This window comes from Morganella sp. B601, from assembly GCF_051172335.1.
In the GTDB taxonomy this organism is placed as follows: domain Bacteria; phylum Pseudomonadota; class Gammaproteobacteria; order Enterobacterales; family Enterobacteriaceae; genus Morganella; species Morganella morganii.
Genome location: NZ_JBPIZE010000002.1, coordinates 525,843 through 549,096, shown reverse-complemented (window position 1 = coordinate 549,096; position 23,254 = coordinate 525,843). Strand labels below are relative to the sequence as shown.

Here is a 23,254-nt window from a genome sequence, read left to right as displayed (position 1 = left end):
TCAATCCTTCACAGAGAAAATCAGCCAGAGAAAATAAGGTGCGCCAAGCAGTCCGGTCAGTAATCCGACCGGGATTTCTGCCGGTACCACCAGCGTGCGGGCGAGTGTATCGGAGAGCAGTAACAGCAGTGCACCGGCAAGGGCTGATGTCACCAGCAGAAGCCGGTGGTGCCAGCCGAAAATCATACGCATCAGGTGCGGGATAACCAGGCCGATAAAACCGATAATTCCGCTCAGTGCCACAGCGATACCGGTGAGCAGAGCACTTACCAGCAGGACACACTGTTGTGTCCGGCGGACATTCACTCCGGCATAATGCGCTTCTTCTTCCCCCAACTGAATTATATCCAGCGGACGTGCCAGTCTGAATGCGGCATAAAACACAGGGAGTACCAGTACGATAGCAGGCAGAAGCAAAGTCCAGCTGATGTGTCCGGTGCTGCCCATCATCCACAGTGAAAACTGGCGTAATTCTTTATCATCACTCAGATAATTGAGCACGCCGACAAAGGACATACTGATTGCATTAACAGCAATGCCGCATAACAACAGACGCAGCAAAGGCTGACGGCGGCGGTTGAGCAGAAAAATCAGTCCGCTGATACAAAGTGCACCGCTGAAGGCTGTAATAATATGCAGGTACAGTGTGATTGCACCACTCAGATAAGGCGCGATAAAAACAATTCCCAGTGCCACCGCAACGGCTGCGCCGCTGCTGATCCCAAGCAGACCGGGGTCTGCCAGCGGGTTGCGGAATAATCCCTGCAATAATACCCCGGCGGTGGCCAGTGCCATACCCACCAGAACTGCCAGAACAATTCGCGGCAGACGGATAGATAACCAGATCTGCCAGAGTTGCGGGGTTATTTCACCCCGCAGGAATGCGCTGACAGAGACCGGCAGTCCGCCGGTATTCATGGCAGTTAATACCATGAGCGCCAACAGAAAACAGAGGCACAGGCGGCGCAGATGAAAGGCGGGCGGATTATTCATAACACGGCTGCTGCCTCCATCGCTTCACGTAACTGATGCAGTGTATCCGGGGTTTGTAACCCGAAGCCGAGAAACCCCATATCATCAGCCACCAGCACCCGCTTATGTTTCCCGGCAGGTGTCTGAGCCAGTCCCGGTAACTGCCAGAGATTGCCGGTGTTGCCGAGAGAAGCCAGACCGCTGCGGGTGATCACCACTAAATCGGGCTGAGCGGCAATCATCCCTTCTGCGGACAGCGGGCGATAACGGCGGAAAGAAGCGGCTGCGTTTCTGCCGCCTGCACTGCGGATAAGGCTGTCTGCTGCCGTATCTGTACCTGCTGCCATCGGAGCAGTACCGGCGTGGCTGAGCAGAAACAGTACATTCACCGGCAGAGGTGTCTGCGGTACAGCATCCAGTTTCCGGTTAATGTCAGCGACTAGTTCGGTGGCGGCTGACTGCAAGGCCAGAGTCTCCGCAATCTGACGGACTTTCGCGGTAATGGCCGGCAGCTCTGCAGCGGCACTGACAGTGACGACAGGGATACCCGCCGCGCTGATCTGCGATAACACGGCAGAAGGATAAGCCAGTTCACTGGCGAGGATCAGTGAAGGCTGAAGCGAGAGCAGACCTTCCGCATTCAGAAGCCGCAGATAGCCGACATCCGGCAACTGAGTGACCTGCGGCGGATGCTCGCTGGTGGTATCACGGGCAATTACTCTGTCACCGGCACCGAGTGCAAATACAATCTCTGTGACATCACCGCCAAGGGTAATAATGCTGCCTTGCATACTGCGTGCAGACGGAAAAAAACAGAGCAGCAGTAGCAGGAGGACATATTTTTTCATGCCGCCGCCTCACCGCCGCAGTCTGTCAGCAGGGCATTAATCTGACTGCGCCAGAGAGCCTGTTCCGGTTCGCCTTCGGTACGCTGTCCGAACAGCTGGGCGATAGCCTGACCGTTTTTATCAAATAATTCCAGGCTGGTGACAATACCGTCTGTGGTGGGTTTGCGGGTAATCCAGGATTCCGCAACAGCTGATTCGATCAGATGGAGAGTGAACGACGGATTGAAAATATTGATCCAGTGCTGTGCGTCGCGGGGGCTGATATAAGGTTCAACCCGGCCAATGGCGCCGGTAAAAATTTGTACACAGCCCCGGTTGGCGACAAAGATCATAATGTCATTCTGTTCTTCCGTGCATTGTGCGAGCAGGCGTGACAACGCGCTGTTATCCACCCGCTGTGCCAGGGTGTTATCCACACAACGGAATGCCTGCAAGCGGCTGATATTAAATCTTTTTAACAGAACAAAAAATTGGTGAACATCCGTCATTTTCTGCCAGTGACGGGTAAATTCAGCCTGCTGCTCCGGTGTCAGTGATGTGCAGGCCGGGATGACGGCTGGTTCCGGAACAACCGGCGGGTTATCATATGCGGCGAACTGTGCCGTCAGATGATGCCAGACACCCATATCAGTATCAGCGGTGGTGTAAATTTTATGGACAGCATCCCCGTGACGATCAAAAAACTGGAGGCTGTGGCGCAGGCCGCGCGGAGTATTTTCCGCGAAGGCAAATACTGTCTGCCACTGAGACAGGAAAAAGCGTAAATCCAGCCCGTACGGGTTCAGCAGCAGGCAGGCGTGTTCCCCGAATTCAGCATTATCATAGGTGCCGGTATGTTCATGTACCGCGTGGTCATTGCGGGTGATGCCTTTCAGCTCCCCGGCGGTGCCCAGCATCCGGAAAATGGCGGGGATATCCGGGGTGAGGCGGCAGGCATCATAACCGGTCCGGCAGTGTGCCAGTTCTGCCTCGGATATACCCATCTCAGCGGCGATATCACGGGCGTGGATAAGATGCCCCTGTTCTTTCAGGGCAAGGTAACGGGAGAGTGTTTCACTATGCATAGCAGATCCTTACTTTTTCGCGATCTGCACCAAACCGGCGCAGACCGGATAACCGGTATTAAAAAGTAAGCTGGCTGCCTTAAGAAAACAGGTGGCTGGCCTGTGTGTTATTTGGTCAGAATGAGTTTTCCGTTTTTGGTCCGGCGCAGGTGATATTCCTCATTCTGGTGGCGGATAATAATCCGCTGCTGCGGCCCCAGGAGTGCTTCACTGCTGATAACCGTGATTTTATCTGTTGCTGTATTTTTATATCCGGTAAGTACGGATATAGCAGAATTCTGATTATTTTCAGTCATATAATTTTATTTGATATCAATTCGCATTCGCAAATTATTATCAGCAGCTGACGAAACCGGTTCAAGTGATTTTTTTCGGGAGAGGGAATTTACATGGAAAAATTGAGCGGCATCTCAACTATATGGGGAAGGAATGATAACTGCGGGTGATGAATAAACAGGATGCAGGTGCATCCTGTTTCGTAACAAGGGAATAGTTTCAGATGAAACGGGCATCCGCCGCATCAGCCAGAATATCCAGCATGGTGACGGTATCTGCCCAGCTCAGACACGGATCGGTAATTGATTGTCCGTAAACCGGCGCTTTGTGATTCACCAGTTTTTGTGTGCCTTCCTGAATAAAGCTTTCGGCCATAACACCGGCGATAGCCCGCGAGCCGTCTTTAATCTGCTGTGCGACATCTTTGGCGACATCCAGCTGACGGCGGTGGATTTTCTGACAGTTGCCGTGGCTGAAATCAATCACCAGATGTTCCGGCAGATCAAACTGGCGCAGTTGATCACAGGCGTGAGCAATATCACCGGCAGCATAGTTCGGTGTCTTACCGCCGCGCATAATAATGTGCCCGAACGGATTGCCTTTGGTCTGATAAATCGTCATCTGCCCGTCTTTATCCGGTGACAGGAACATATGACCGGCCTGTGCGGCGCGGATGGCATCAATCGCAATTTTGATATTGCCGTCAGTACCGTTTTTGAAGCCGACCGGGCATGAGAGTGCGGAGGCCATTTCGCGGTGGATCTGGCTTTCCGTGGTCCGGGCACCGATAGCCCCCCAGCTGATAAGATCCGCAATATACTGCCCCGTGACCATATCGAGAAACTCGGTGGCTGTCGGGACATTCAGTGCATTAACGTCGATCAGCAGTTTGCGCGCCAGCCGGATACCTTCATTGACCTGGCAGGAGTTATCCAGACGCGGATCTGAAATCAGTCCTTTCCAGCCGACCACGGTACGCGGCTTTTCAAAATAGGTGCGCATCACAATTTCAAGGCGTGAGCTGTATTTCGGCAGCAGCTCGCTCAGGCGCTGTGCGTAATCCAGTGCGGCAATCGGGTCATGCACGGAGCAGGGGCCGACAATCACCAGCAGACGCGGGTCATCGCCGGTTAAAATACGTTCAATGCGGGTTCGTGATGTGGTGACATTCTTATTAATTGCTTCTGTGGCCGGAAACTCACCGGCCAGCGCAGACGGGGTGATCAGTTTGTCTATCGCCCGTGTGCGCAGTTCATCCGTTTTTTCCATAGATTAGTGCTGTCTCTGAATTCGGTCAGTTGCTGTGTTAAACCACAGTGATACCGATCACAATAAACGAAAACGTGATGATTACAAGATACAATTGCAGAAAGTGGATCACCGGGGGAATGTGATCCACTTAACCGTTTCCGCTGTCAGAACATACGGCGGTTTAATCCCAGAGAATCGATGATTTTTGTCGATATCTCTTCCACCGAATAGTTGGTGGTATTGAGGTAGCTGATTTTGTGTTTGCGGTACAGCGCTTCCACCTCTGCCAGCTCCATCCGGCACTGACGGATTGAGGCGTAGCGGCTGTTTTCGCGGCGCTCTTCGCGGATAGCGGCAAGACGTTCAGGATCAATGGTCAGACCGAATAACTTATTATTATACGGCTTCAGGGCCGCAGGCAGCTGCAGGTTATCCATATCATCTGCGGTAAACGGATAGTTGGCAGCCTGAATACCGAACTGCATAGCCAGATACAGGCTGGTCGGGGTTTTACCGCAGCGGGAAACGCCGAGCAGAATAACCTGCGCCTGATCCATATTGCGCAGGGATACACCATCATCATGTGCCAGTGCGAAATCAATGGCTGCGATACGGGCGTCATACTGGCTCAGATTACGTTTGGATAAACCGTGGGTCCGGTTGAATATCGGCTGCGGATCCATCTGAATCTCTTTCTGAATCGGCGCGACCAGGGTTTGCACTATGTCCTGGCAGCAGCCCTGACTGCCGGTAATGGCTTCGCGCACGTCCTGACAGATAATGGAGTAGAACACCAGAGGGCGTAACCCGGTGGTTTCAAAAATGGTATCGATTTTTTGTCTGATTTCCAGCGCGCGCTCGACAGTTGCCACGAACGGCAGGGTGTAAGCGATAATATCGATAGGGAATTGTGATAATACAGCATGGCCTAATACTTCCGCCGTAATTGCCGTTCCGTCAGAAATAAAGAAGACACTCCGTGTTTCTTTATTTTGTGTATCAGAAGATGAGCCGGTTGTGATAGACATGTTATTTATTTTCCTATGTTTTTTGCTGAATCGATAATCCGGAGCAACGGCATAAATAAATTAAAACATGATTATAAAGGATAAAAAAATATTGTAATCGGGTTGATCGATTCACCTGTCTATATTCTTACAAACATTGTGATAATCTGTTTCTGATGCTCAGCAGAGCCCGTATTTCCGATTTTACCTTCTTTTGAATGTTAAAAGGATTGCTTGCAATGTCCAACAATGGTCAAACCCCGTGTAATGTACTTTGGTATAACCAGTTAGGTATGAATGACGTACCCCGTGTCGGTGGTAAAAATGCGTCTTTAGGCGAAATGATAACCAATCTTTCCGGATTAGGCGTGTCTGTTCCCAATGGTTTTGCCACCACGGCACAGGCCTTCAATGACTTTCTTGAGCAAAGTGGCGTCAACCAGCGCATTTATGAGCTGCTGGATAAAACGGATGTTGATGATGTCAACCAGCTGGCGAAAGCCGGTGCACAGATCCGCGCATGGGTAATTGATACCCCGTTCTCCGCGGAATTTGAGCAGGACATCCGTCACGCGTATGAGCAGCTGTCCGAAGGCGAGAAAGGCGCATCTTTTGCTGTGCGTTCTTCCGCAACGGCTGAGGACATGCCGGACGCTTCCTTCGCGGGACAGCAGGAAACCTTCTTAAACGTGCAGGGTATTGATGCGATCATGGTCGCCATCAAGCACGTATTTGCCTCATTATTTAATGACCGCGCGATTTCTTACCGCGTGCATCAGGGCTATGACCATCGTGGTGTTGCACTGTCTGCCGGTGTTCAGCGCATGGTGCGTTCTGATCTCGCGTCTTCCGGCGTGATGTTTACTATCGATACCGAGTCCGGTTTTGACCAGGTTGTCTTTATCACATCCGCTTACGGGCTGGGTGAGATGGTGGTACAGGGCGCGGTAAACCCGGATGAGTTTTATGTCCACAAACCAACCCTGGAAAAAGGCCGTCCGGCCATTGTCCGCCGCACCATGGGTTCCAAGAAAATCCAGATGGTTTATGCGGATGACACCAGCCACGGCAAACAGGTGCGTATTGAGGATGTGGATGCAGAAAAATGCAAACGTTTCTCACTGACCGACAGCGAAGTGGAAGAACTGGCAAAACAGGCTGTTACCATTGAAAAACACTACGGTCGTCCGATGGACATCGAGTGGGCGAAAGACGGTAACAACGGCAAACTGTATATCGTTCAGGCGCGTCCGGAAACCGTCCGCTCTAACCAGCAGGTGATGGAACGTTATCAGCTGAACGGCCAGAGCAATGTGCTGGTTGAAGGCCGTGCAATCGGTCACCGTATCGGTGCCGGTGTGGTCAAAGTTATCCATGACCTGAGCCAGATGGATCGTATTCAGCCGGGTGATGTGTTAGTCACTGATATGACTGACCCGGACTGGGAACCGATCATGAAGAAAGCGGCGGCGATTGTCACCAACCGCGGCGGCCGTACCTGTCATGCGGCAATCATTGCCCGTGAGCTGGGGATCCCGGCGGTGGTTGGTTGCGGTGATGCCACCGAACTCCTGAAAGAAGGCCAGGAAGTGACGGTTTCCTGTTCTGAAGGGGATACCGGTTACGTCTACGGCGGCAAACTGGATTTTGATATCCACTCTTCTGAAATCGATAAAATGCCGGAAGTGGGTACCAAAATCATGATGAACGTCGGTAACCCTGACCGTGCATTTGACTTTGCCTGCCTGCCGCATGAAGGTGTCGGCCTGGCGCGTCTGGAATTTATCATCAACCGTATGATTGGTGTGCACCCGCGCGCACTGCTGGAATTTGATCAGCAGACTCCGGAATTACAGGCTGAAATCCGCAGCATGATGCAGGGCTATGATGATCCGGTTGAATTCTATATCGGTCGTCTGGTTGAAGGGATTGCCACGATTGCAGCGGCGTTCTATCCGAAGAAAGTGATTGTCCGTCTGTCTGACTTTAAATCCAACGAATATGCCAACCTGGTCGGCGGAGATATCTACGAACCGCATGAAGAGAACCCGATGCTGGGCTTCCGTGGTGCAGGCCGTTATGTGCATGATGATTTCCGTGATTGTTTCGCGCTGGAATGTGAAGCAGTGAAACGTGTGCGTAATGATATGGATCTGACTAACGTCGAAGTGATGATCCCGTTTGTCCGTACTGTGGCACAGGCAGAAGCCGTGGTGAATGAACTGGCGGTTCATGGTCTGAAACGCGGTGAAAACGGCCTGCGTCTGATCATGATGTGTGAAATCCCGTCAAACGCACTGCTGGCAGATCAGTTCCTCGAGTATTTCGATGGCTTCTCTATCGGCTCCAACGACATGACACAGCTGACACTGGGTCTGGATCGCGATTCCGGTGTGGTTTCCACTCTGTTTGACGAGCGTAACGATGCGGTGAAAGCGCTGCTGTCGATGGCTATCAAAGCGGCGAAAGCACGTAACAAATATGTGGGAATCTGTGGTCAGGGGCCATCCGACCACCAGGATTTTGCTGCCTGGCTGATGGAGCAGGGAATCGACAGTGTTTCTCTTAATCCGGATACTGTAGTGAAAACCTGGATTTCATTAGCAGAAAATCACTGATTCAATCATTTAAAATGATTAAAAGCCCGGATTATTTCGGGCTTTTTTTTCGTATTCAGTGTTAGAATGTCTGTGCGCACTTAAGGCAAATCAAAATAAAACCAAATCAGATACCCTGAATTACAGGCAAAAAAAAAGCCTATCATGGGCTGACAGGCAAAGACTACACACAGCAATATTTGTATTCGGAAGGTATCATTGTAATGAATAACAATACCTTTTAATTCGTTACTTGATGGCTGATATATTAAAATAATTAAGATATGCCTGCATTAAGAATTGTCTCAATATATATATTTACTGATTGTTAGATAAGTGAAATATATTCAGAACCTCTGTCCGTATCCGGAATAAGTCCGGTGCAATTCTCTCAATGTATATTAATATTTCAAATTATTAATGCTATTTATGAACCATATTTGAATAATTAATTAAATATATCAGAGGTGCATTTCTGCACCTCTGATTAAAAACTTATTCTTTTTCTGTGAGTTGTTCTTCCATATAGGCGCGAACCTCGGTCAGGTCATCTGACGGCTTCGGCACATCATTCATCCACGCTTTCAGCAGAGTGTAGGAGACCGCCAGCACGACAGGGCCGATAAAGAGCCCGATCATTCCGAGCGATAACATCCCGCCGATAACGCCGGTCAGAATCAATACCATCGGTAAATCCGCCCCCATTTTGATGAGGTACGGGCGCAGTACGCCATCCATGGTGGCAACAATACCGGCCCAGACAATCATGACGACAGCCCAGGTGGTATCTCCGGTCCAGAACAGATAAATGATGGACGGGATCATAATCAGCAGCGGGCCGAGTTGCGCCACACAGCAGATAAAAATAAGCACCGTCAGGATAGCGGCAAACGGCACACCGGCAAGCCCCAGTCCCAGCCCGCCGATAATTGCCTGAGTCAGTGCGGTGACCACCACCCCCAGCGCTACGGCACGGACAGACATCGCTGCCAGCAGTACGGCGGCATCACCGCGCATGCCGGCGAGGCGCAGAGCAAAGTGACGGAAGCCGCGCATTGTTTCTTCGCCCTGAAGATAGAGCAGCGCGCTGAACAGCAGCATAATCGCGAGATGGAACAGGAATTTACCGGCGCTCAGTAGCTGAGTCAGGAACCAGGCCGCGCCCTGTCCGAGGTAAGGCTGGATTTTGGCCATCATCGCGTTGCCGCCGCTGGCGACCAGGGTTGTCCAGCTGGCAAACAGTTTCGGCCCGATAACCGGGATTGAGTCAAGCCAGTAGAGTTCCGGCAGTGTCAGCTGGCCGGGAGATTTGACCCAGCGCATCAGTGGCTCGCTGTTCTCGACAATACTGTTGATAAGCAGCGCCAGCGGAAAGACAAACAGCAGAATAATCAGCATGACCATCACAGATGCGGCTATCCAGCGGCTGTTACGGACACGGCGGCGGATTGCGGTATAAACCGGCCAGGTGGCAATCACTATCATACCCGCCCAGACGAAGCCCGGAAGAAACGGACTTAATACCCAAAAACTAATGACAATGAGAATTGATATCGCTCCGACGGCGAATATTAGTTTAGGTAAATCATAACCCGGTTGCGATTTTTCCACGGATAAGTTTCCCTTTGTAAATGAATTAACTGGTTGTTCCCGATAAAGGAGCGCAAATATTGCGTTATTTTATTGCAGGCGCAAAATGAATACATTGTGTGTTAAGGTGAATATTCTCGCATGAATCATGCATCAGAATGAAGAGTTAACCACATAATTATATTGTCAGATTTGCAATGTGACCATTTATGATAAAAGAGCCGCAGATAATGATCCCACGATTAACGCAATCCCCACAGGTAAGCCCGGCGGTTGAACGTTATATTCACGCCCTCAATGAAAGCGGATTTACCGGCGATACCACCACCCGCTATGGCGATCGGCTGACACTCGCGACCGACAACAGTATTTATCAGCTTCTGCCTCAGGCAATCGTTTTCCCGCGTTCGACCGCCGATGTGATTCTGGTGATGCGCCTCGCCGCACAGAATGAATTCCGGTCGGTTACCTTTACCCCGCGCGGCGGCGGTACGGGCACCAATGGTCAGTCGCTGAATAACGGTGTGGTGATCGATTTATCCCGCTATATGAACCGCATTCTTGAAATTAACCCGGAGCAGGGCTGGGTGCGGGCGGAAGCGGGCGTGATTAAAGATCAGCTCAATGCGTATCTGAAACCTTACGGCTATTTTTTCGCGCCGGAGTTATCCACCTCCAACCGCGCCACCCTCGGCGGAATGATTAACACTGATGCTTCCGGCCAGGGCTCACTGGTATACGGCAAAACCTCAGATCATGTGCTGGGGCTGCGCTCGGTACTGCTTAACGGTGATCTGCTGGATACCGCGCCGCTGCCGGTCAGTGAGGCGCGGCGCTGTGCACAGGAGGAAAGTGCTGCGGGGGAACTTTACCGCACCATACTGGAGAGCTGCGAAACTCACCGGCAGACCATTCTGGAGAGCTTTCCGAAACTCAACCGTTTTCTGACCGGTTATGATCTGCGCCATGTCTTCAGTGATGATATGCAGACCTTTGATCTGACCCGTATCCTGACCGGCTCGGAAGGCACACTGGCGGTGATCACTGAGGCAAAACTCAATATCACACCGATCCCGGAAGTGCGCCGCCTGGTGAATGTCAAATATGATGCATTTGATTCCGCGCTGCGCAATGCACCGTTTATGGTGGCGGCTCAGGCGCTGTCAGTGGAAACCGTGGATTCAAAAGTGCTGAATCTGGCACGGGAAGATATCGTCTGGCACTCCGTCAGTGAACTGATCACAGATGTGCCGGATAAGACCCTGCTGGGATTAAATATCGTTGAATTCTGTGGTAATGATGAAGCGCTGATTGACGGGCAGGTTGCGTCACTGTGTGAACGCCTGGATTCATTAATGGCAAATAATGAAGCGGGTGTGATTGGCTATCAGGTCTGCCGGGAACTGAGTGGTATTGAGCGTATTTATGCAATGCGCAAAAAAGCGGTGGGCCTGCTCGGTAACAGTAAAGGGGCGGCAAAACCGATCCCGTTTGTCGAAGATACCTGTGTGCCTCCGGAACATCTGGCGGATTACATCACTGAATTCCGTGCACTGCTGGACAGTCATCACCTGGAATACGGCATGTTCGGCCATGTGGATGCGGGCGTATTGCATGTGCGTCCGGCGCTGGACATGTGCTCTCCGGAACAGGAAATGCTGATGAAGCAGATTTCCGATGATATTGTCGCGCTGACTGCCAAATACGGCGGGCTGCTGTGGGGGGAGCACGGTAAAGGGTTCAGGGCGCAGTACAGTGAGGCTTTCTTCGGTGATACGCTGTATCGCGAACTGCGCCGTATAAAAGGGGCATTTGACCCGGAAAACCGGCTCAATCCCGGCAAAATCTGTGCGCCGTTAACCAGTGACGCACCAATGATGCAGGTGGATGCCATTAAGCGCGGCACCTATGACAGAACGATCCCCGTTGAGGTCAGAAATACTTTTTCCGGTGCGATGAACTGTAACGGCAACGGCCTGTGTTTTAATTTTGATGTCAAAAGTCCGATGTGCCCGTCAATGAAAGTGACGCAATCACGTTTTCACTCGCCGAAAGGCCGTGCCGGACTGGTACGTGAGTGGCTGCGGCTGCTGGCAGAGCAGGGCACAGACCCTGCATTATTATCACAGGCCGTACCGCAGAACCGTATTTCACTTCGCGGACTGATTGAAAAAATCGGTAATACGCGGCGGGCCTCACGCGGGGAATATGATTTCTCCCATGAAGTGAAGGAATCGATGTCCGGTTGTCTGGCCTGCAAAGCCTGCTCCACACAGTGCCCGATTAAAATTGATGTGCCGGAATTCCGCGCCCGGTTTCTGGCACTTTATCACGGACGCTATCTGCGGCCACTGCGCGACCATCTGGTGGCGAATGTGGAGGCCGGTGCGCCGCTGATGGCGAAAGCGCCGAAGGTGTTTAACTTTTTCCTGAAACAGCCGTGGGTGCAGAAACTCAGTGAAAAAACAGTGGGCATGACCGATTTACCGCTGTTGTCCTCACCGTCACTGAAACAGCATCTGGCGGGAAGCAATGCGGTTTCCGTCACCCTGGAAATGCTGGAAAGCATGAGTGAGGAACAGCGCCGGGCCGGGCGCTATCTCTTTATCGTTCAGGATCCGTTCACCAGCTATTTTGACGCAAAAGTGGTGGCCGATTTTGCCGCGCTGACGGAAAAGCTTGGTTTTCAGCCGGTACTGCTGCCGTTCAGTCCGAACGGAAAAGCGCAGCATATTAAAGGTTTTCTCGCCCGCTTTGCCCGTACGGCAAACAAAACGGCGGATTTCCTCAACCGGGTTGCGCGGCTCGGCTGCCCGATGGCGGGGGTTGATCCGGCACTGGTGCTCTGTTACCGCGATGAATACAAAACCGTTCTGCCACCGGAGAAACAACAGTTCCGCGTGATGTTAGTCCATGAATTTCTGACGGAACATACGGATTTATTACCGGTGAAAGATGTCAGTGAGGATACTCCCCCCTGGTATCTGTTCAGCCACTGTACTGAGTCCACAGCACTGCCGGACAGTGTGAAAATCTGGCAGAATCTCTTCCGTCGTTTTGGCGCCTCGCTACAGTCTGTCAGTACCGGCTGCTGTGGTATGGCGGGAACCTACGGTCATGAGATGCCGAACCTGGCGCGCTCGAAAGGGATTTATCAGCTTTCCTGGGCGCAGCCGTACCAGTCTCTGCCGTCAGAGCGTTGCCTGACCACCGGGTACTCCTGCCGCAGTCAGGTAAAACGGATGGAAGGCAAAGTGATGCTGCACCCGTTGCAGGCGCTGCTGACACTGGTATCCTGACAGCGGGATAAAACACGACGCGGAGAGCTTATTAATGATATGGAAACGACCTGCAACACCGGCAGAACTGAATCGCATTTCGGAAGGGAATATGCTCAGCCACCTGGGCATTGTCTTTACGGCAGTTGAGCCGGAGCAGTTAATCGCGACGATGCCGGTTGATGAACGGACAAAACAGCCGCACGGCCTGCTGCACGGCGGGGCATCGGTGGTACTGGCGGAAAGCCTCGGCTCTGTGGCCGGTTATCTGTGCAGTGAAGGGGAGGAAACCGTGGTCGGTGTTGAGATTAACGCTAACCATGTGCGTGCGGTGCGCAGTGGTGTTGTTACCGGTTATTGCAAGGCGATACACCTCGGACGCAATCAGCAGGTCTGGTCTATTGAGATTTTTGATGAACAGCAGCGCTTATGCTGTATTTCCCGTCTGACCACCGCGATCCTGCGCGGGTCAAAAAATTAACATCTGAGCAATATATCAGCCGGTATTACGTGAATTCCGCCCGGAATTTCCGTGTACCGGCACTTCTCTTCAAAAGTCGTATTTATAATGATCCTTTTGTGCCATTGATATTGTACTGAACGGTACGGTAATGAGTATTTATCATTGATAAATAATCTCTTTTATAAACAAAAGATTAATTCATTTTCCGCTCAAAAATGATAACGCCCGCCCGACATATTTGTCTATTATTTAAGCAGCAATCGGAATATCCTTTCAAAGCAAGTGGTTGAAGTGAGAAATATTATCATTAACATGATGTTTACGGAGAGCTCCCGTCGAATTTTATGAGGTCAATAATGACAACGCACAGCACCAACCCGGTGGAAACTTTTTCACTGAATGATAATGACTGGACAGGTATCACACTGACAGCGGCCGCTGCAAAGCAGATTGTGACACTGATGAAAAACACCCCGGACAGTATCGGGCTTTGCCTGAGTGTCAAACAATCCGGTTGTGCCGGGTTTGGTTATGTTTTTGAAATGATTAATCAGGCGGATGCAGAGGATATGCTGTTTGAGCGTGATGGCGCCCGGCTGTATGTTCCGCGCAAAGCCATGCCGTTTATCGACGGCACGGAAGTGGATTTTGTCCGTGAGGGACTGAATCAGATATTTAAATTTAATAATCCGAAAGCTCAGCATGCCTGCGGGTGTGGTGAAAGCTTCGGGGTTTAAGAGCGAAGCCATATTATGTCTCAGAGCAATGCAGAGATTGGTGAAGACGTCCAAACCTGGCTGAATGACGGACGCTATAAAGAAGGCTTTTTCACTAACGTCGCCACCGATGAACTGGCGAAAGGGATCAACGAAAATGTGATCCGCGCCATTTCCGCCAAACGAAATGAACCGGAGTGGATGCTCAATTTCCGGCTGGAGGCTTTTCAGCACTGGCTGGGGATGGAAGAGCCGCACTGGCTGAAGGCGAAGTATCCGCAGCTGGATTATCAGGATTACAGCTATTACTCCGCGCCGTCATGCGGCTCGTGTGATGATACCTGCGGCTCACAGCCGGGGGCAGTGCAAAGCCCGGCGGGCAGTTTCCTGACCAGTGAAGTGGAAGAAGCCTTTGAAAAACTCGGCGTGCCGGTTCGCGAAGGGCAGGCGGTGGCGGTGGATGCGATTTTTGACTCCGTATCCGTCTCAACCACTTACCGTGATGAGCTGAAAAAACACGGTGTGATTTTCTGCTCGTTCGGGGAAGCGATTCACGACTATCCGGAACTGGTGCAGAAATACCTCGGTACCGTGGTATCCAATCACGATAACTTTTTCGCCGCACTTAACTCGGCGGTTGCCTCTGACGGCACCTTTGTTTATGTCCCGAAAGGGGTGCGCTGCCCGATGGAATTATCCACCTATTTCCGCATTAATGCAGCCAAAACAGGCCAGTTTGAACGCACCATTCTGATTGCGGATGAAGGCAGTTATGTCAGCTATATCGAAGGCTGCTCCGCACCGGTGCGTGACACTTATCAGCTGCATGCGGCGGTTGTGGAAGTGATCATCCATAAAGATGCGGAAGTGAAGTATTCCACTGTTCAGAACTGGTTCTCCGGCGGTGACAGTGAAGGCGGCATCCTCAACTTTGTCACCAAGCGGGCACTGTGTGAGGGTGAAAATTCCAAAATGTCATGGACACAGTCTGAAACCGGCTCTGCTATCACCTGGAAATACCCGAGTGTGATCCTCAAAGGGGATAACTCTGTCGGTGAATTCTTCTCTGTTGCCCTGACCAACGGCACACAGCAGGCGGATACCGGTACCAAGATGATCCACATCGGTCGCAATACCAAATCCACCATTATCTCGAAAGGGATTTCCGCCGGGAAAAGCCAGAACAGCTACCGGGGACTGGTGAAGGTGCTGCCGGGGGCGGAAAACGCCCGTAACTTTACCCAGTGTGACTCTATGCTGATCGGCACAGAGTGCGGCGCACACACTTTCCCGTATGTGGAAGTGATGAATAACAGTGCGCAACTGGAGCATGAGGCCACTACCTCGCGTATCGGTGAAGACCAGCTGTTTTACTGCTTACAGCGCGGGATCAGCGAAGATGACGCCATCTCGATGATTGTAAATGGTTTTTGTAAAGACGTGTTCTCTGAGTTGCCGCTGGAATTTGCTGTGGAAGCACAGAAACTGCTGGCGATAAGCCTGGAACACAGTGTCGGTTAATCCATCAGAATCAGCGCCTGCGGGATAACCGGCGGGACGGAGTAGTACATTATGTTAAGCGTAAAAGATTTGCATGTCAGCGTGGAAGGTAACGAAATCCTCAAAGGGTTATCACTGGACGTGAAACCGGGGGAAATCCACGCCATTATGGGGCCGAACGGCTCCGGTAAAAGTACCCTGTCTGCCACACTGGCCGGCCGGGAAGAGTATGAAATTGACAGCGGAACCGTCACTTTTAAAGGTAAAGACCTGCTGGAACTGGCACCGGAAGACCGTGCCGGTGAAGGGATTTTCCTCGCCTTTCAGTACCCGGTGGAAATTCCCGGGGTAAGTAACCAGTTCTTCCTGCAAACCGCAGTCAATGCAGTGCGCGAATATCGTGGTGAAGAGGCGCTGGACCGCTTCGATTTCGCCGATTTTATCGAAGATAAAATTGAGCTGCTGAATATGCCGCAGGATCTGCTGACGCGTGCGGTGAACGTCGGGTTCTCCGGCGGTGAGAAAAAGCGTAACGATATCCTGCAGATGGCCGCCCTTGAGCCGTCACTCTGCATTCTTGATGAAACGGATTCCGGGCTGGATATTGATGCCCTGAAGACCGTGGCTAACGGGGTGAATCAGCTGCGCAGTCCGGATCGCGCCTTTATTATTGTCACTCACTATCAGCGCATCCTGGATTATGTGAAGCCGGACTTTGTTCATGTGCTGTATCAGGGCAAAATCATCAAATCCGGTGATTTCTCACTGGCGAAAAAACTGGAGGAGCAGGGATATGGCTGGCTTATTGACCAACAGTGAACGCGCGCTGAAACGCCGCGAGGTCAGTGAGCGCAACCTGGCCGCAATGGGGCGGATAGAGCAGTTGATCGCGCAGCATCCGCTCTCCGGGCACGCCGCGCAGCACTGGCAGCAGGCACAGAAAACCGGCTTCCCGGCCTTTCATCAGGAAGACTGGCATTATACGTCGCTGACACCATTGCTGGAGGCAGATTATCAGGATAAGACCGGAACACTGAACGTCTTACCGGAGGCGGTGCTGACCTCACTGAATGCATACCGCATAGTGCTGGTGGACGGTGTGTTTGCCCCGCAGTGGAGTGATGCGGATTTTGGTGTGTTTGAGTTATCTGTGGCTGACCGCCACAGTAAATTCCCGGCACCGGTTAACGGCGAGATTTTCCTGCACCTGACTGAAAGCCTGGCGCAGACACCGTTAATGATCCGCGTGAAAGCCGGCGCACAGGCGGAAAAACCCCTGTATATCGTGAATATTTCAACGGCACATAATGACGCACTGAATATGCGCCACAGCCGCTATCACCTCGATATCGGCGCGAATGCGGCTGTTTCTGTGATTGAGCACTTTATCAGCCCGGATGAACAATCCGCCCATTTCACCGGGGCGCGGATGACGGCAGTCGTGGGGGAAAACAGTGATTTCCGCCATCTGAAACTGGGGTTTGAAAACCCGCAGGCGTACCATTTTGCTCATAATGATTTGGTGATCGCCGCTCATGCCCGTGTGGAAAGCACCAGTTTTCTGCTCGGCGGCAAACTGACCCGCCATCACACCAGTACACAGCTTAACGGCGAAGCTATCGTGCTGGCCATGAACAGCCTGGTGTTGCCGAAACACGGCGAAATCGCTGATACCCGTACTTATCTGGAGCATAACAAGGGGTATTGTGAAAGCCGCCAGCGCCATAAAACCATTGTGATGGATAACAGCCGCGCGGTATTTAACGGCATGATCAAAGTGGCACCGCATGCACTGAAAACAGACGGCCAGATGACCAACAATAACCTGTTGCTGGGCCGGAAAGCAGAAATCGATACCAAACCGCAGCTGGAAATCTATGCCGATGATGTGAAGTGCAGCCACGGTGCGACGGTCGGGCGGATTGATGAGGAACAGCTGTTTTATCTGCGCACACGCGGGATCGCGGAAAAAGCCGCGAAGCAGATGATCATCCTCGCGTTTGCTGCGGAACTGACTGATGCGATCAGCGATGAAGTCCTGAATAACGTGGTGATGGCGCGTATCCGTCAGTCGCTGGATCAGGGGGATAAACAGTAATGAGTTATTCAGCACAACAGCGGCGGGCAGACTTCCCGGTACTGGCCGGGGAGGTGAACGGCAAACCACTGGTCTACCTCGACAGTGCCGCCAGTGCCCAGAAACCTCAGCAGGTGATTGATGCGGTGAGTGATTTTACGTCTCACCATTATGCTGCGGTTCACCGCGGCATTCACACATTAAGTGCAGAGGCCACGGCCGCCACGGAAGCGGTGCGGCAGAAAGCGGCGGCGTTTATCAATGCGCCGCAGACGGAAGAGATTATTTTTGTCAAAGGCACCACGGAAGCCATCAATCTGGTGGCGGACAGTTTTGGCCGCGCATTCTGCAATGATGGTGACAATATCATTATCACGGAGATGGAACATCACGCCAATATTGTGCCCTGGTATATGCTGGCGGAGAGCGCGGGGATTGAAATTCGTGTATTGCCGATGGCGGATGACGGCACTCTGGTGCTGAGCAAACTGCCGGAACTGCTCGATAACCGCACCAGATTACTGAGTTTTACCCATCTCTCCAATGTGCTCGGCACCGTGAACCCGGTGAAAGCGATTATTGCGCAGGCGCGTGAACTGAGTCGTGCCGCCGGGGGAGAACTGGCGGTACTGGTGGACGGCGCTCAGGGCGCAATGCATCAGCCGGTGGATGTACAGGCGCTGGATTGTGATTTCTATGCATTCTCCGGCCATAAGCTGTACGGACCGACCGGTATCGGTATTCTGTGGGGACGTAAATCCCTGCTGGATAACATGCCGCCCCGCGAAGGCGGCGGTGCCATGATCGCAGAGGTCAGCCTGACGAACGGCATTACCTATGCGGATGTACCGTGGCGTTTTGAGGCGGGAACACCCAATATCCAGGGCATTATCGGCCTGGGAGCTGCTCTGGATTACCTGAATAACATCGGTATGGCGGAGATAGCTGCGTATGAGCACACGCTCATGCAGTATGCACTGACGCGGCTGGCAGAGGTGCCCGGTATTATTCTGTACGGTAATGCACAGCGGGAAGGGGTGATCGCCTTTAACCTCGGGGCGCATCACGCTTTTGATACCGGCGCATTTCTGGATCGCTACGGCGTGGCTGTCCGCACCGGGCATCACTGCGCACAGCCGCTGCTGGCGCATTATGGTGTCAGTGCCATGTGCCGTGCCTCACTGGCGCTCTACACCACGGAAGCTGATATTGATATACTGACGGACGCACTGAAACGTACCGCAAAACTGCTGGGTTAAGGATCCTGATGAAAATTACGCTGCCGGATCAGGCAAAATTACTGCGCAATTTCTCCCGTTGCCATGACTGGGAGGAACGTTATCTGTACCTGATTGAGCTGGGGGAAAAATTACCGGCGCTGACAGAAGAGCAGCGGCAGCCGCAGTATAAAATATCAGGTTGCCAGAGTCAGGTCTGGATCATCATGCAGCAGGATGAGGAAGGGCGGGTCTGGTTCGCCGGTGACAGCGACGCCGCGATTGTTAAAGGCCTGGTGGCGCTGGTTATCGCGCTGTATCAGGGAAAAACGCCGGCGGAAATCCGTGATCTGGATATCGCACAAATCTTTTCGGAACTGGCACTTTCTGTCCATCTGACCCCGTCCCGTACTCAGGGACTGAACGCCATGGTCAGAACAATCATACAAAACACGCAGCAAATGAGATAAAACATCGTTCCCTTTTACTTACTCTGCTAATAATATATTACCTGGCGTGGCCGGAAAGCGGCCACGTATTTTTTTATATCATCAGCTGAGGATCTGGAATGAAACGAATTCTCCCGTTGCTGGGCGGGCTGTTGTTAGCGGTTACTGCGTTAACAGCCCGGGCAACCGAATATCAACTCCCTGCGGATAAGGGCCGGGTCATCGGCGAAAACGTCACCTATGTTGTGCCGGATGACGGACGCTCACTGGAAGCGATTGCAGCCGAATACGGTATCGGCCTGCTGGCGATGCTGGAAGCTAACCCGGGGACGGATCCGTATCTGCCGAAACCCGGCAGCGAACTGATTATCCCGTCACAACTGATCCTGCCGGACACCCCGCATCAGGGTATTGTGATTAACCTGGCGGAACTGCGTCTGTTCTATTACCCGCAGGGCACCAATACCGTGCGGGTCTACCCGATTGGTATCGGCCAGTTGGGGCGTGATACCCCGGTCATGACCACCTCAGTTTCCCAGCTGATCAAAGATCCGACCTGGACACCAACCGCGAATATCCGCAAAGCCTATGCGGCTCAGGGGATCACCTTACCGGCAGTTATCCCGGCCGGCCCGGAAAACCCGATGGGGCTGTTTGCTCTGCGTCTGGCGCACGGTCGCGGTGAATACCTGATCCACGGCACCAATGCGGACTTTGGTATCGGTATGCGTGTCAGCTCCGGTTGTATCCGTCTGCGTCCGCATGATATTGAAGCACTGTTTAAAACCATTCCGAAAGGTACACGGGTTCAGATCGTGAATGAGCCGGTGAAATATGCCGTTGAACCGGATGGTCAGCGCTATGTGGAAGTACACCAGCCGCTGTCCCGTAATAAAAATGACGACCCGCAGACTATGCCGATTGCGCGTTCTGCCGGACTGACCAGCTTTATTCAGTCTCCGGACACTAACAGCGCCATCGTTGAGCAGGCGATTGCCCGCCGCTCCGGTATGCCGGTGAATGTCAGCCGTGATGCGCAGTATAAGCAGGAAGCAGCACCGGCAGAGAAAACTAACTTTGCACCGGTGGAAATGGACGAAGAAGCGGAAGTGAAAGCACTGAACCTGAAACCGGCCGATTTTGCTCCGGGTCAGTTAACCCAGCCGGGTCCGATTGTCCGTGAGGAAAACAGCGCAGAGTAATATCGCTTTTACGCTGTGATAAATGAAAACCGCTTCCGCTGTGAGGCGGTTTTTTTACGCCCGGCATAAATCGCGGGCATAAAAAAATGGCGTAACATAATTTATGCTACGCCACCTGTTCTTCAGATCGTGATTACAAATTATTTTTTGTAAGAACGAACCTGGTTGTCTAAGCGCTGGTTAGCGCGTGCTGCTTCGTCTTTAGCCTGCTGAACATCAGCGCGGATTGCGTTAACATCGTTGCTCAGTTGATCAACTTTGGCATTCAGCGTCTTAACGTCGTTGTCCAGTTGGTCAAATTTAGCGTTAGAAGAACAACCTGCTAATAATGCAGAAGCTAAAACTACAGCACCTAATACAATCTTAGAACGACCCATTTTAATACCCTCTAGATTAAAGTTAATCACCAAGTAGCAGTAATGATATTACACATTTCAATAGGGAAAGAGAATAGAAATTCAGCGTTTACAAAGATTATTTTCCTGAAACCGCAAAATAAATCAAAAAAAAACGGCAATTGCGTAATTCTCAACCAAATAATCTGATGCGGAGACAGATACAGCAGTGCGGTATCATCCCGTATTCAGAAAGCGGCAATTATTTTGCGGCCCGTTGCTTCATTTCATGTTCCCCTACAGTTTAGAATAAAAAAAGCACCCACGCAGCGGGTGCTCTCATTAATTCAGACAATGCTGAAAAATATTACAGTAATTGTACGGATGAGGTATTGGTGGTGCCGCTTGGTACTAACGCACCGGATACCATCACCACGATTTCACCGTTGGTGGCCAGACCGCTTTCCAGCGCAGCTTCGCGGCCGATACGGTAGAAATCATCGGTCGATAAGATTTCGTTCACCAGTTTGGTGGTCACACCTTTCACCAGCAGTAACTGACGGGCAGTGGTTTCGTTGGTGGTCAGCGCCAGAATCGGGGCTTTCGGGAAGTATTTGCGGACAGACTTCGCGGATTTACCACCGGCGGTTGCCACAACGATCAGCGGAGCATCCAGGTTTTCTGACATTTCAACCGCACCACGGCAGACTGCTTCAGTCACACGCAGTTTTTTACCGGCCTGTAAATCGCCGAGACGGCTGTGCATCACGCGGTCAGTGCGCTCGCAGATAGTCGCCATGATGCTGACAGCTTCAACCGGGTATTTCCCTTTCGCACTTTCACCGGACAGCATAACCGCATCGGTACCGTCGAGGATGGCGTTGGCAACGTCACCGGCTTCCGCACGGGTAGGGCGCGGGTTTTTGATCATGGAGTCAAGCATCTGAGTTGCGGTAATGACCACTTTACGGGCGGTATTACATTTTTCGATCATCAGTTTCTGCGCGAAAATCACTTCTTCAACCGGAATTTCCACACCCAGGTCACCACGGGCAACCATGATACCGTCAGAGGCTTCGAGGATTTCGTCGAAGTTGTTCATCCCTTCCTGGTTTTCAATCTTGGAGATGATCTGGATATGTTCGCCGCCGTTGGCTTTGAGATGAGCGCGGATTTCGTCCACATCGGCACGTTTACGGATAAAGGAAGCTGCAACGAAGTCAACATTCTGCTCGCAACCGAAAATCAGATCCTGTTTGTCTTTTTCTGCCAGAGCAGGGAGGCCGATAGACACATTCGGCAGGTTAACCCCTTTGTTTTCACCGAGGTCACCGTTATTCAGAACTTCGCAGATAACCTCTGTTGCGGTGGTTTCTTTCACACGCATGCCGATCAGGCCGTCATCGACCAGAACGATATTGCCCGGTTTCAGATCCTGCGCGAAGCCCGCATAAGTGACGGCAACACGCTCATTGTTACCGATGACAGATTTATCCGTGGTAAAGGTAAAGGTCTGACCCGCCACCAGTGCGACATCATTGCCGCCTTCCAGTTTGATGGTACGGATTTCAGGGCCTTTGGTATCCAGTAAAATGGCTGCTTTCTTACCGGTACGCGCACAGACAGCACGCAGATTTTTGATGCGCTGACCATGTTCTTCGTAATCGCCGTGGGAGAAGTTCAGACGCATAACATTCATGCCGGCATCTAACAGTGCTTCGAGTTTCTCTTCTGATTCGGTTTTAGGTCCGATAGTACAAACAATTTTGGTCTTTTTCATGACAGCCCATCTACAGTTATTGAGAGTAAATAGTGAACAACCGCCTGTATTCACACCGCATGAGTAAGAATAGGCAATTGTCGTGATCCCCGGTTATTAAAATTAGTCGTTTTTGTAAAAAAACAGATTCAGTATAGCGTGTTTTTTATCACGCCTCTCTGTTTCAGTGCTTGTAAATCAGCAAGCTGAATCCATTCAACAACTACGCAGGCATTATAGAGGGTTATTAGTGTGATTTGAATCATAAAATCAGAAATAAATTAACATTCTTGCGGTAACGCAAGAAAACAGCTGTATTGATACGCAGAAATACAATGAAAACAGAAGAGGGTAGCGGACTGAAAATCGGATGAACTGAAAAGGGAGGTAAAACAGAACTGCTGAGAAATGGTGCGTCCAAGTGGACTCGAACCACCGACCCCCACCATGTCAAGGTGGTGCTCTAACCAACTGAGCTATGGACGCACTGTGTGAAAATTGCTTTGCGAAGTAAATGGTGCGTCCAAGTGGACTCGAACCACCGACCCCCACCATGTCAAGGTGGTGCTCTAACCAACTGAGCTATGGACGCATTCTTTAATATCTTCGCTGACAACGGGGACGAATATTAACGATCAGAACCGACTCTTGCA

19 protein-coding genes and 2 tRNA genes are annotated in these 23,254 nt (G+C 51.6%); 10 read left to right on the top strand and 11 right to left on the bottom strand.

All coding sequences use genetic code 11. From position 1 onward, the window contains the following. The 6 genes from ACSBQN_RS07320 to ppsR all read right to left on the bottom strand — a co-directional run bounded on the left by ACSBQN_RS07320 (nt 1) and on the right by ppsR (nt 5,439). Nucleotides 1–993: a FecCD family ABC transporter permease gene (locus ACSBQN_RS07320; protein ID WP_354633279.1), complete on the bottom strand. Its 993-nt coding sequence runs from the start codon at nt 991–993 to the stop codon at nt 1–3. Next, nucleotides 990–1,820: a heme/hemin ABC transporter substrate-binding protein gene (locus ACSBQN_RS07315; RefSeq protein WP_354633280.1), complete on the bottom strand. Its 831-nt coding sequence runs from the start codon at nt 1,818–1,820 to the stop codon at nt 990–992. The genes ACSBQN_RS07320 and ACSBQN_RS07315 overlap by 4 nt, the downstream gene beginning before the upstream one ends. Continuing rightward, nucleotides 1,817–2,884 (bottom strand): hemin-degrading factor, encoded by a 1,068-nt coding sequence (locus ACSBQN_RS07310; RefSeq protein WP_024473255.1) that lies wholly within the window; start codon nt 2,882–2,884, stop codon nt 1,817–1,819. The genes ACSBQN_RS07315 and ACSBQN_RS07310 overlap by 4 nt, the downstream gene beginning before the upstream one ends. A 107-nt stretch (nt 2,885–2,991) precedes the next feature. Beyond that, nucleotides 2,992–3,180 carry a hemin uptake protein HemP gene (gene hemP, locus ACSBQN_RS07305; RefSeq protein ID WP_117072762.1) on the bottom strand — a complete coding sequence of 63 codons (189 nt, stop codon included), beginning with the start codon at nt 3,178–3,180 and terminating at the stop codon, nt 2,992–2,994. Nucleotides 3,181–3,379: 199 nt separating this feature from the next. Beyond that, nucleotides 3,380–4,429, bottom strand: coding sequence for a 3-deoxy-7-phosphoheptulonate synthase (locus ACSBQN_RS07300; RefSeq protein WP_024473253.1), 1,050 nt, complete (start codon nt 4,427–4,429; stop codon nt 3,380–3,382). A gap of 146 nt (nt 4,430–4,575) precedes the next feature. Then, nucleotides 4,576–5,439: a posphoenolpyruvate synthetase regulatory kinase/phosphorylase PpsR gene (ppsR, locus tag ACSBQN_RS07295; RefSeq protein WP_004235416.1), complete on the bottom strand. Its 864-nt coding sequence runs from the start codon at nt 5,437–5,439 to the stop codon at nt 4,576–4,578. A 218-nt stretch (nt 5,440–5,657) separates the two neighbouring features. Here ppsR and ppsA point away from each other — a divergent pair, with 218 nt between their 5' ends. Continuing rightward, nucleotides 5,658–8,036, top strand: coding sequence for a phosphoenolpyruvate synthase (gene ppsA / locus ACSBQN_RS07290; protein WP_004239083.1), 2,379 nt, complete (start codon nt 5,658–5,660; stop codon nt 8,034–8,036). A gap of 474 nt (nt 8,037–8,510) precedes the next feature. Here ppsA and ydiK read toward each other — a convergent pair whose 3' ends face one another. After that, the gene (ydiK, locus tag ACSBQN_RS07285) at nt 8,511–9,626 is read right to left on the bottom strand and encodes an AI-2E family transporter YdiK (RefSeq protein ID WP_024473252.1); all 1,116 of its coding nucleotides are present in this window, start codon (nt 9,624–9,626) and stop codon (nt 8,511–8,513) included. Nucleotides 9,627–9,835: 209 nt separating this feature from the next. On the opposite strand from ydiK, the gene ydiJ reads away from it, so the two are divergent. The 9 genes from ydiJ to ACSBQN_RS07240 all read left to right on the top strand — a co-directional run bounded on the left by ydiJ (nt 9,836) and on the right by ACSBQN_RS07240 (nt 20,507). After that, nucleotides 9,836–12,904 (top strand): D-2-hydroxyglutarate dehydrogenase YdiJ, encoded by a 3,069-nt coding sequence (gene ydiJ, locus ACSBQN_RS07280; RefSeq protein ID WP_201893226.1) that lies wholly within the window; start codon nt 9,836–9,838, stop codon nt 12,902–12,904. Nucleotides 12,905–12,938: 34 nt separating this feature from the next. Further along, complete coding sequence (locus ACSBQN_RS07275) at nt 12,939–13,364, top strand: hotdog fold thioesterase (RefSeq protein ID WP_036408137.1); 426 nt, start codon at nt 12,939–12,941, stop codon at nt 13,362–13,364. Nucleotides 13,365–13,702: 338 nt separating this feature from the next. After that, entirely contained in the window at nt 13,703–14,083 is a 381-nt protein-coding gene (gene sufA, locus ACSBQN_RS07270; protein WP_004235425.1) for a Fe-S cluster assembly scaffold SufA, read from the top strand. A 15-nt stretch (nt 14,084–14,098) separates the two neighbouring features. Further along, on the top strand, nt 14,099–15,583 hold the full coding sequence (sufB, locus tag ACSBQN_RS07265; RefSeq protein ID WP_024473249.1) for a Fe-S cluster assembly protein SufB: 1,485 nt from the start codon (nt 14,099–14,101) through the stop codon (nt 15,581–15,583). 51 nt (nt 15,584–15,634) lie between these two features. Then, on the top strand, nt 15,635–16,381 hold the full coding sequence (sufC, locus tag ACSBQN_RS07260) for a Fe-S cluster assembly ATPase SufC (protein ID WP_024473248.1): 747 nt from the start codon (nt 15,635–15,637) through the stop codon (nt 16,379–16,381). Beyond that, nucleotides 16,356–17,660: a Fe-S cluster assembly protein SufD gene (sufD, locus tag ACSBQN_RS07255; protein WP_024473247.1), complete on the top strand. Its 1,305-nt coding sequence runs from the start codon at nt 16,356–16,358 to the stop codon at nt 17,658–17,660. The genes sufC and sufD overlap by 26 nt, the downstream gene beginning before the upstream one ends. After that, nucleotides 17,660–18,898, top strand: coding sequence for a cysteine desulfurase SufS (gene sufS, locus ACSBQN_RS07250; RefSeq protein ID WP_024473246.1), 1,239 nt, complete (start codon nt 17,660–17,662; stop codon nt 18,896–18,898). The genes sufD and sufS overlap by 1 nt, the downstream gene beginning before the upstream one ends. An 8-nt stretch (nt 18,899–18,906) precedes the next feature. Beyond that, nucleotides 18,907–19,326, top strand: coding sequence for a cysteine desulfuration protein SufE (sufE, locus tag ACSBQN_RS07245; protein WP_024473245.1), 420 nt, complete (start codon nt 18,907–18,909; stop codon nt 19,324–19,326). 98 nt (nt 19,327–19,424) lie between these two features. Beyond that, nucleotides 19,425–20,507, top strand: coding sequence for a L,D-transpeptidase family protein (locus tag ACSBQN_RS07240; RefSeq protein ID WP_024473244.1), 1,083 nt, complete (start codon nt 19,425–19,427; stop codon nt 20,505–20,507). A 140-nt stretch (nt 20,508–20,647) separates the two neighbouring features. Here ACSBQN_RS07240 and ACSBQN_RS07235 read toward each other — a convergent pair whose 3' ends face one another. The 4 genes from ACSBQN_RS07235 to ACSBQN_RS07220 form a co-directional block, all read right to left on the bottom strand. Then, nucleotides 20,648–20,884 (bottom strand): major outer membrane lipoprotein, encoded by a 237-nt coding sequence (locus tag ACSBQN_RS07235; RefSeq protein ID WP_004239093.1) that lies wholly within the window; start codon nt 20,882–20,884, stop codon nt 20,648–20,650. A gap of 325 nt (nt 20,885–21,209) precedes the next feature. Beyond that, nucleotides 21,210–22,622 carry a pyruvate kinase PykF gene (gene pykF, locus ACSBQN_RS07230; RefSeq protein WP_004235443.1) on the bottom strand — a complete coding sequence of 471 codons (1,413 nt, stop codon included), beginning with the start codon at nt 22,620–22,622 and terminating at the stop codon, nt 21,210–21,212. Between the two features lie 388 nt (nt 22,623–23,010). After that, nucleotides 23,011–23,087 (bottom strand) — tRNA-Val (locus tag ACSBQN_RS07225). 29 nt (nt 23,088–23,116) lie between these two features. After that, nucleotides 23,117–23,193, bottom strand: a tRNA-Val gene (locus ACSBQN_RS07220). Nucleotides 23,194–23,254 lie beyond the last annotated feature (61 nt).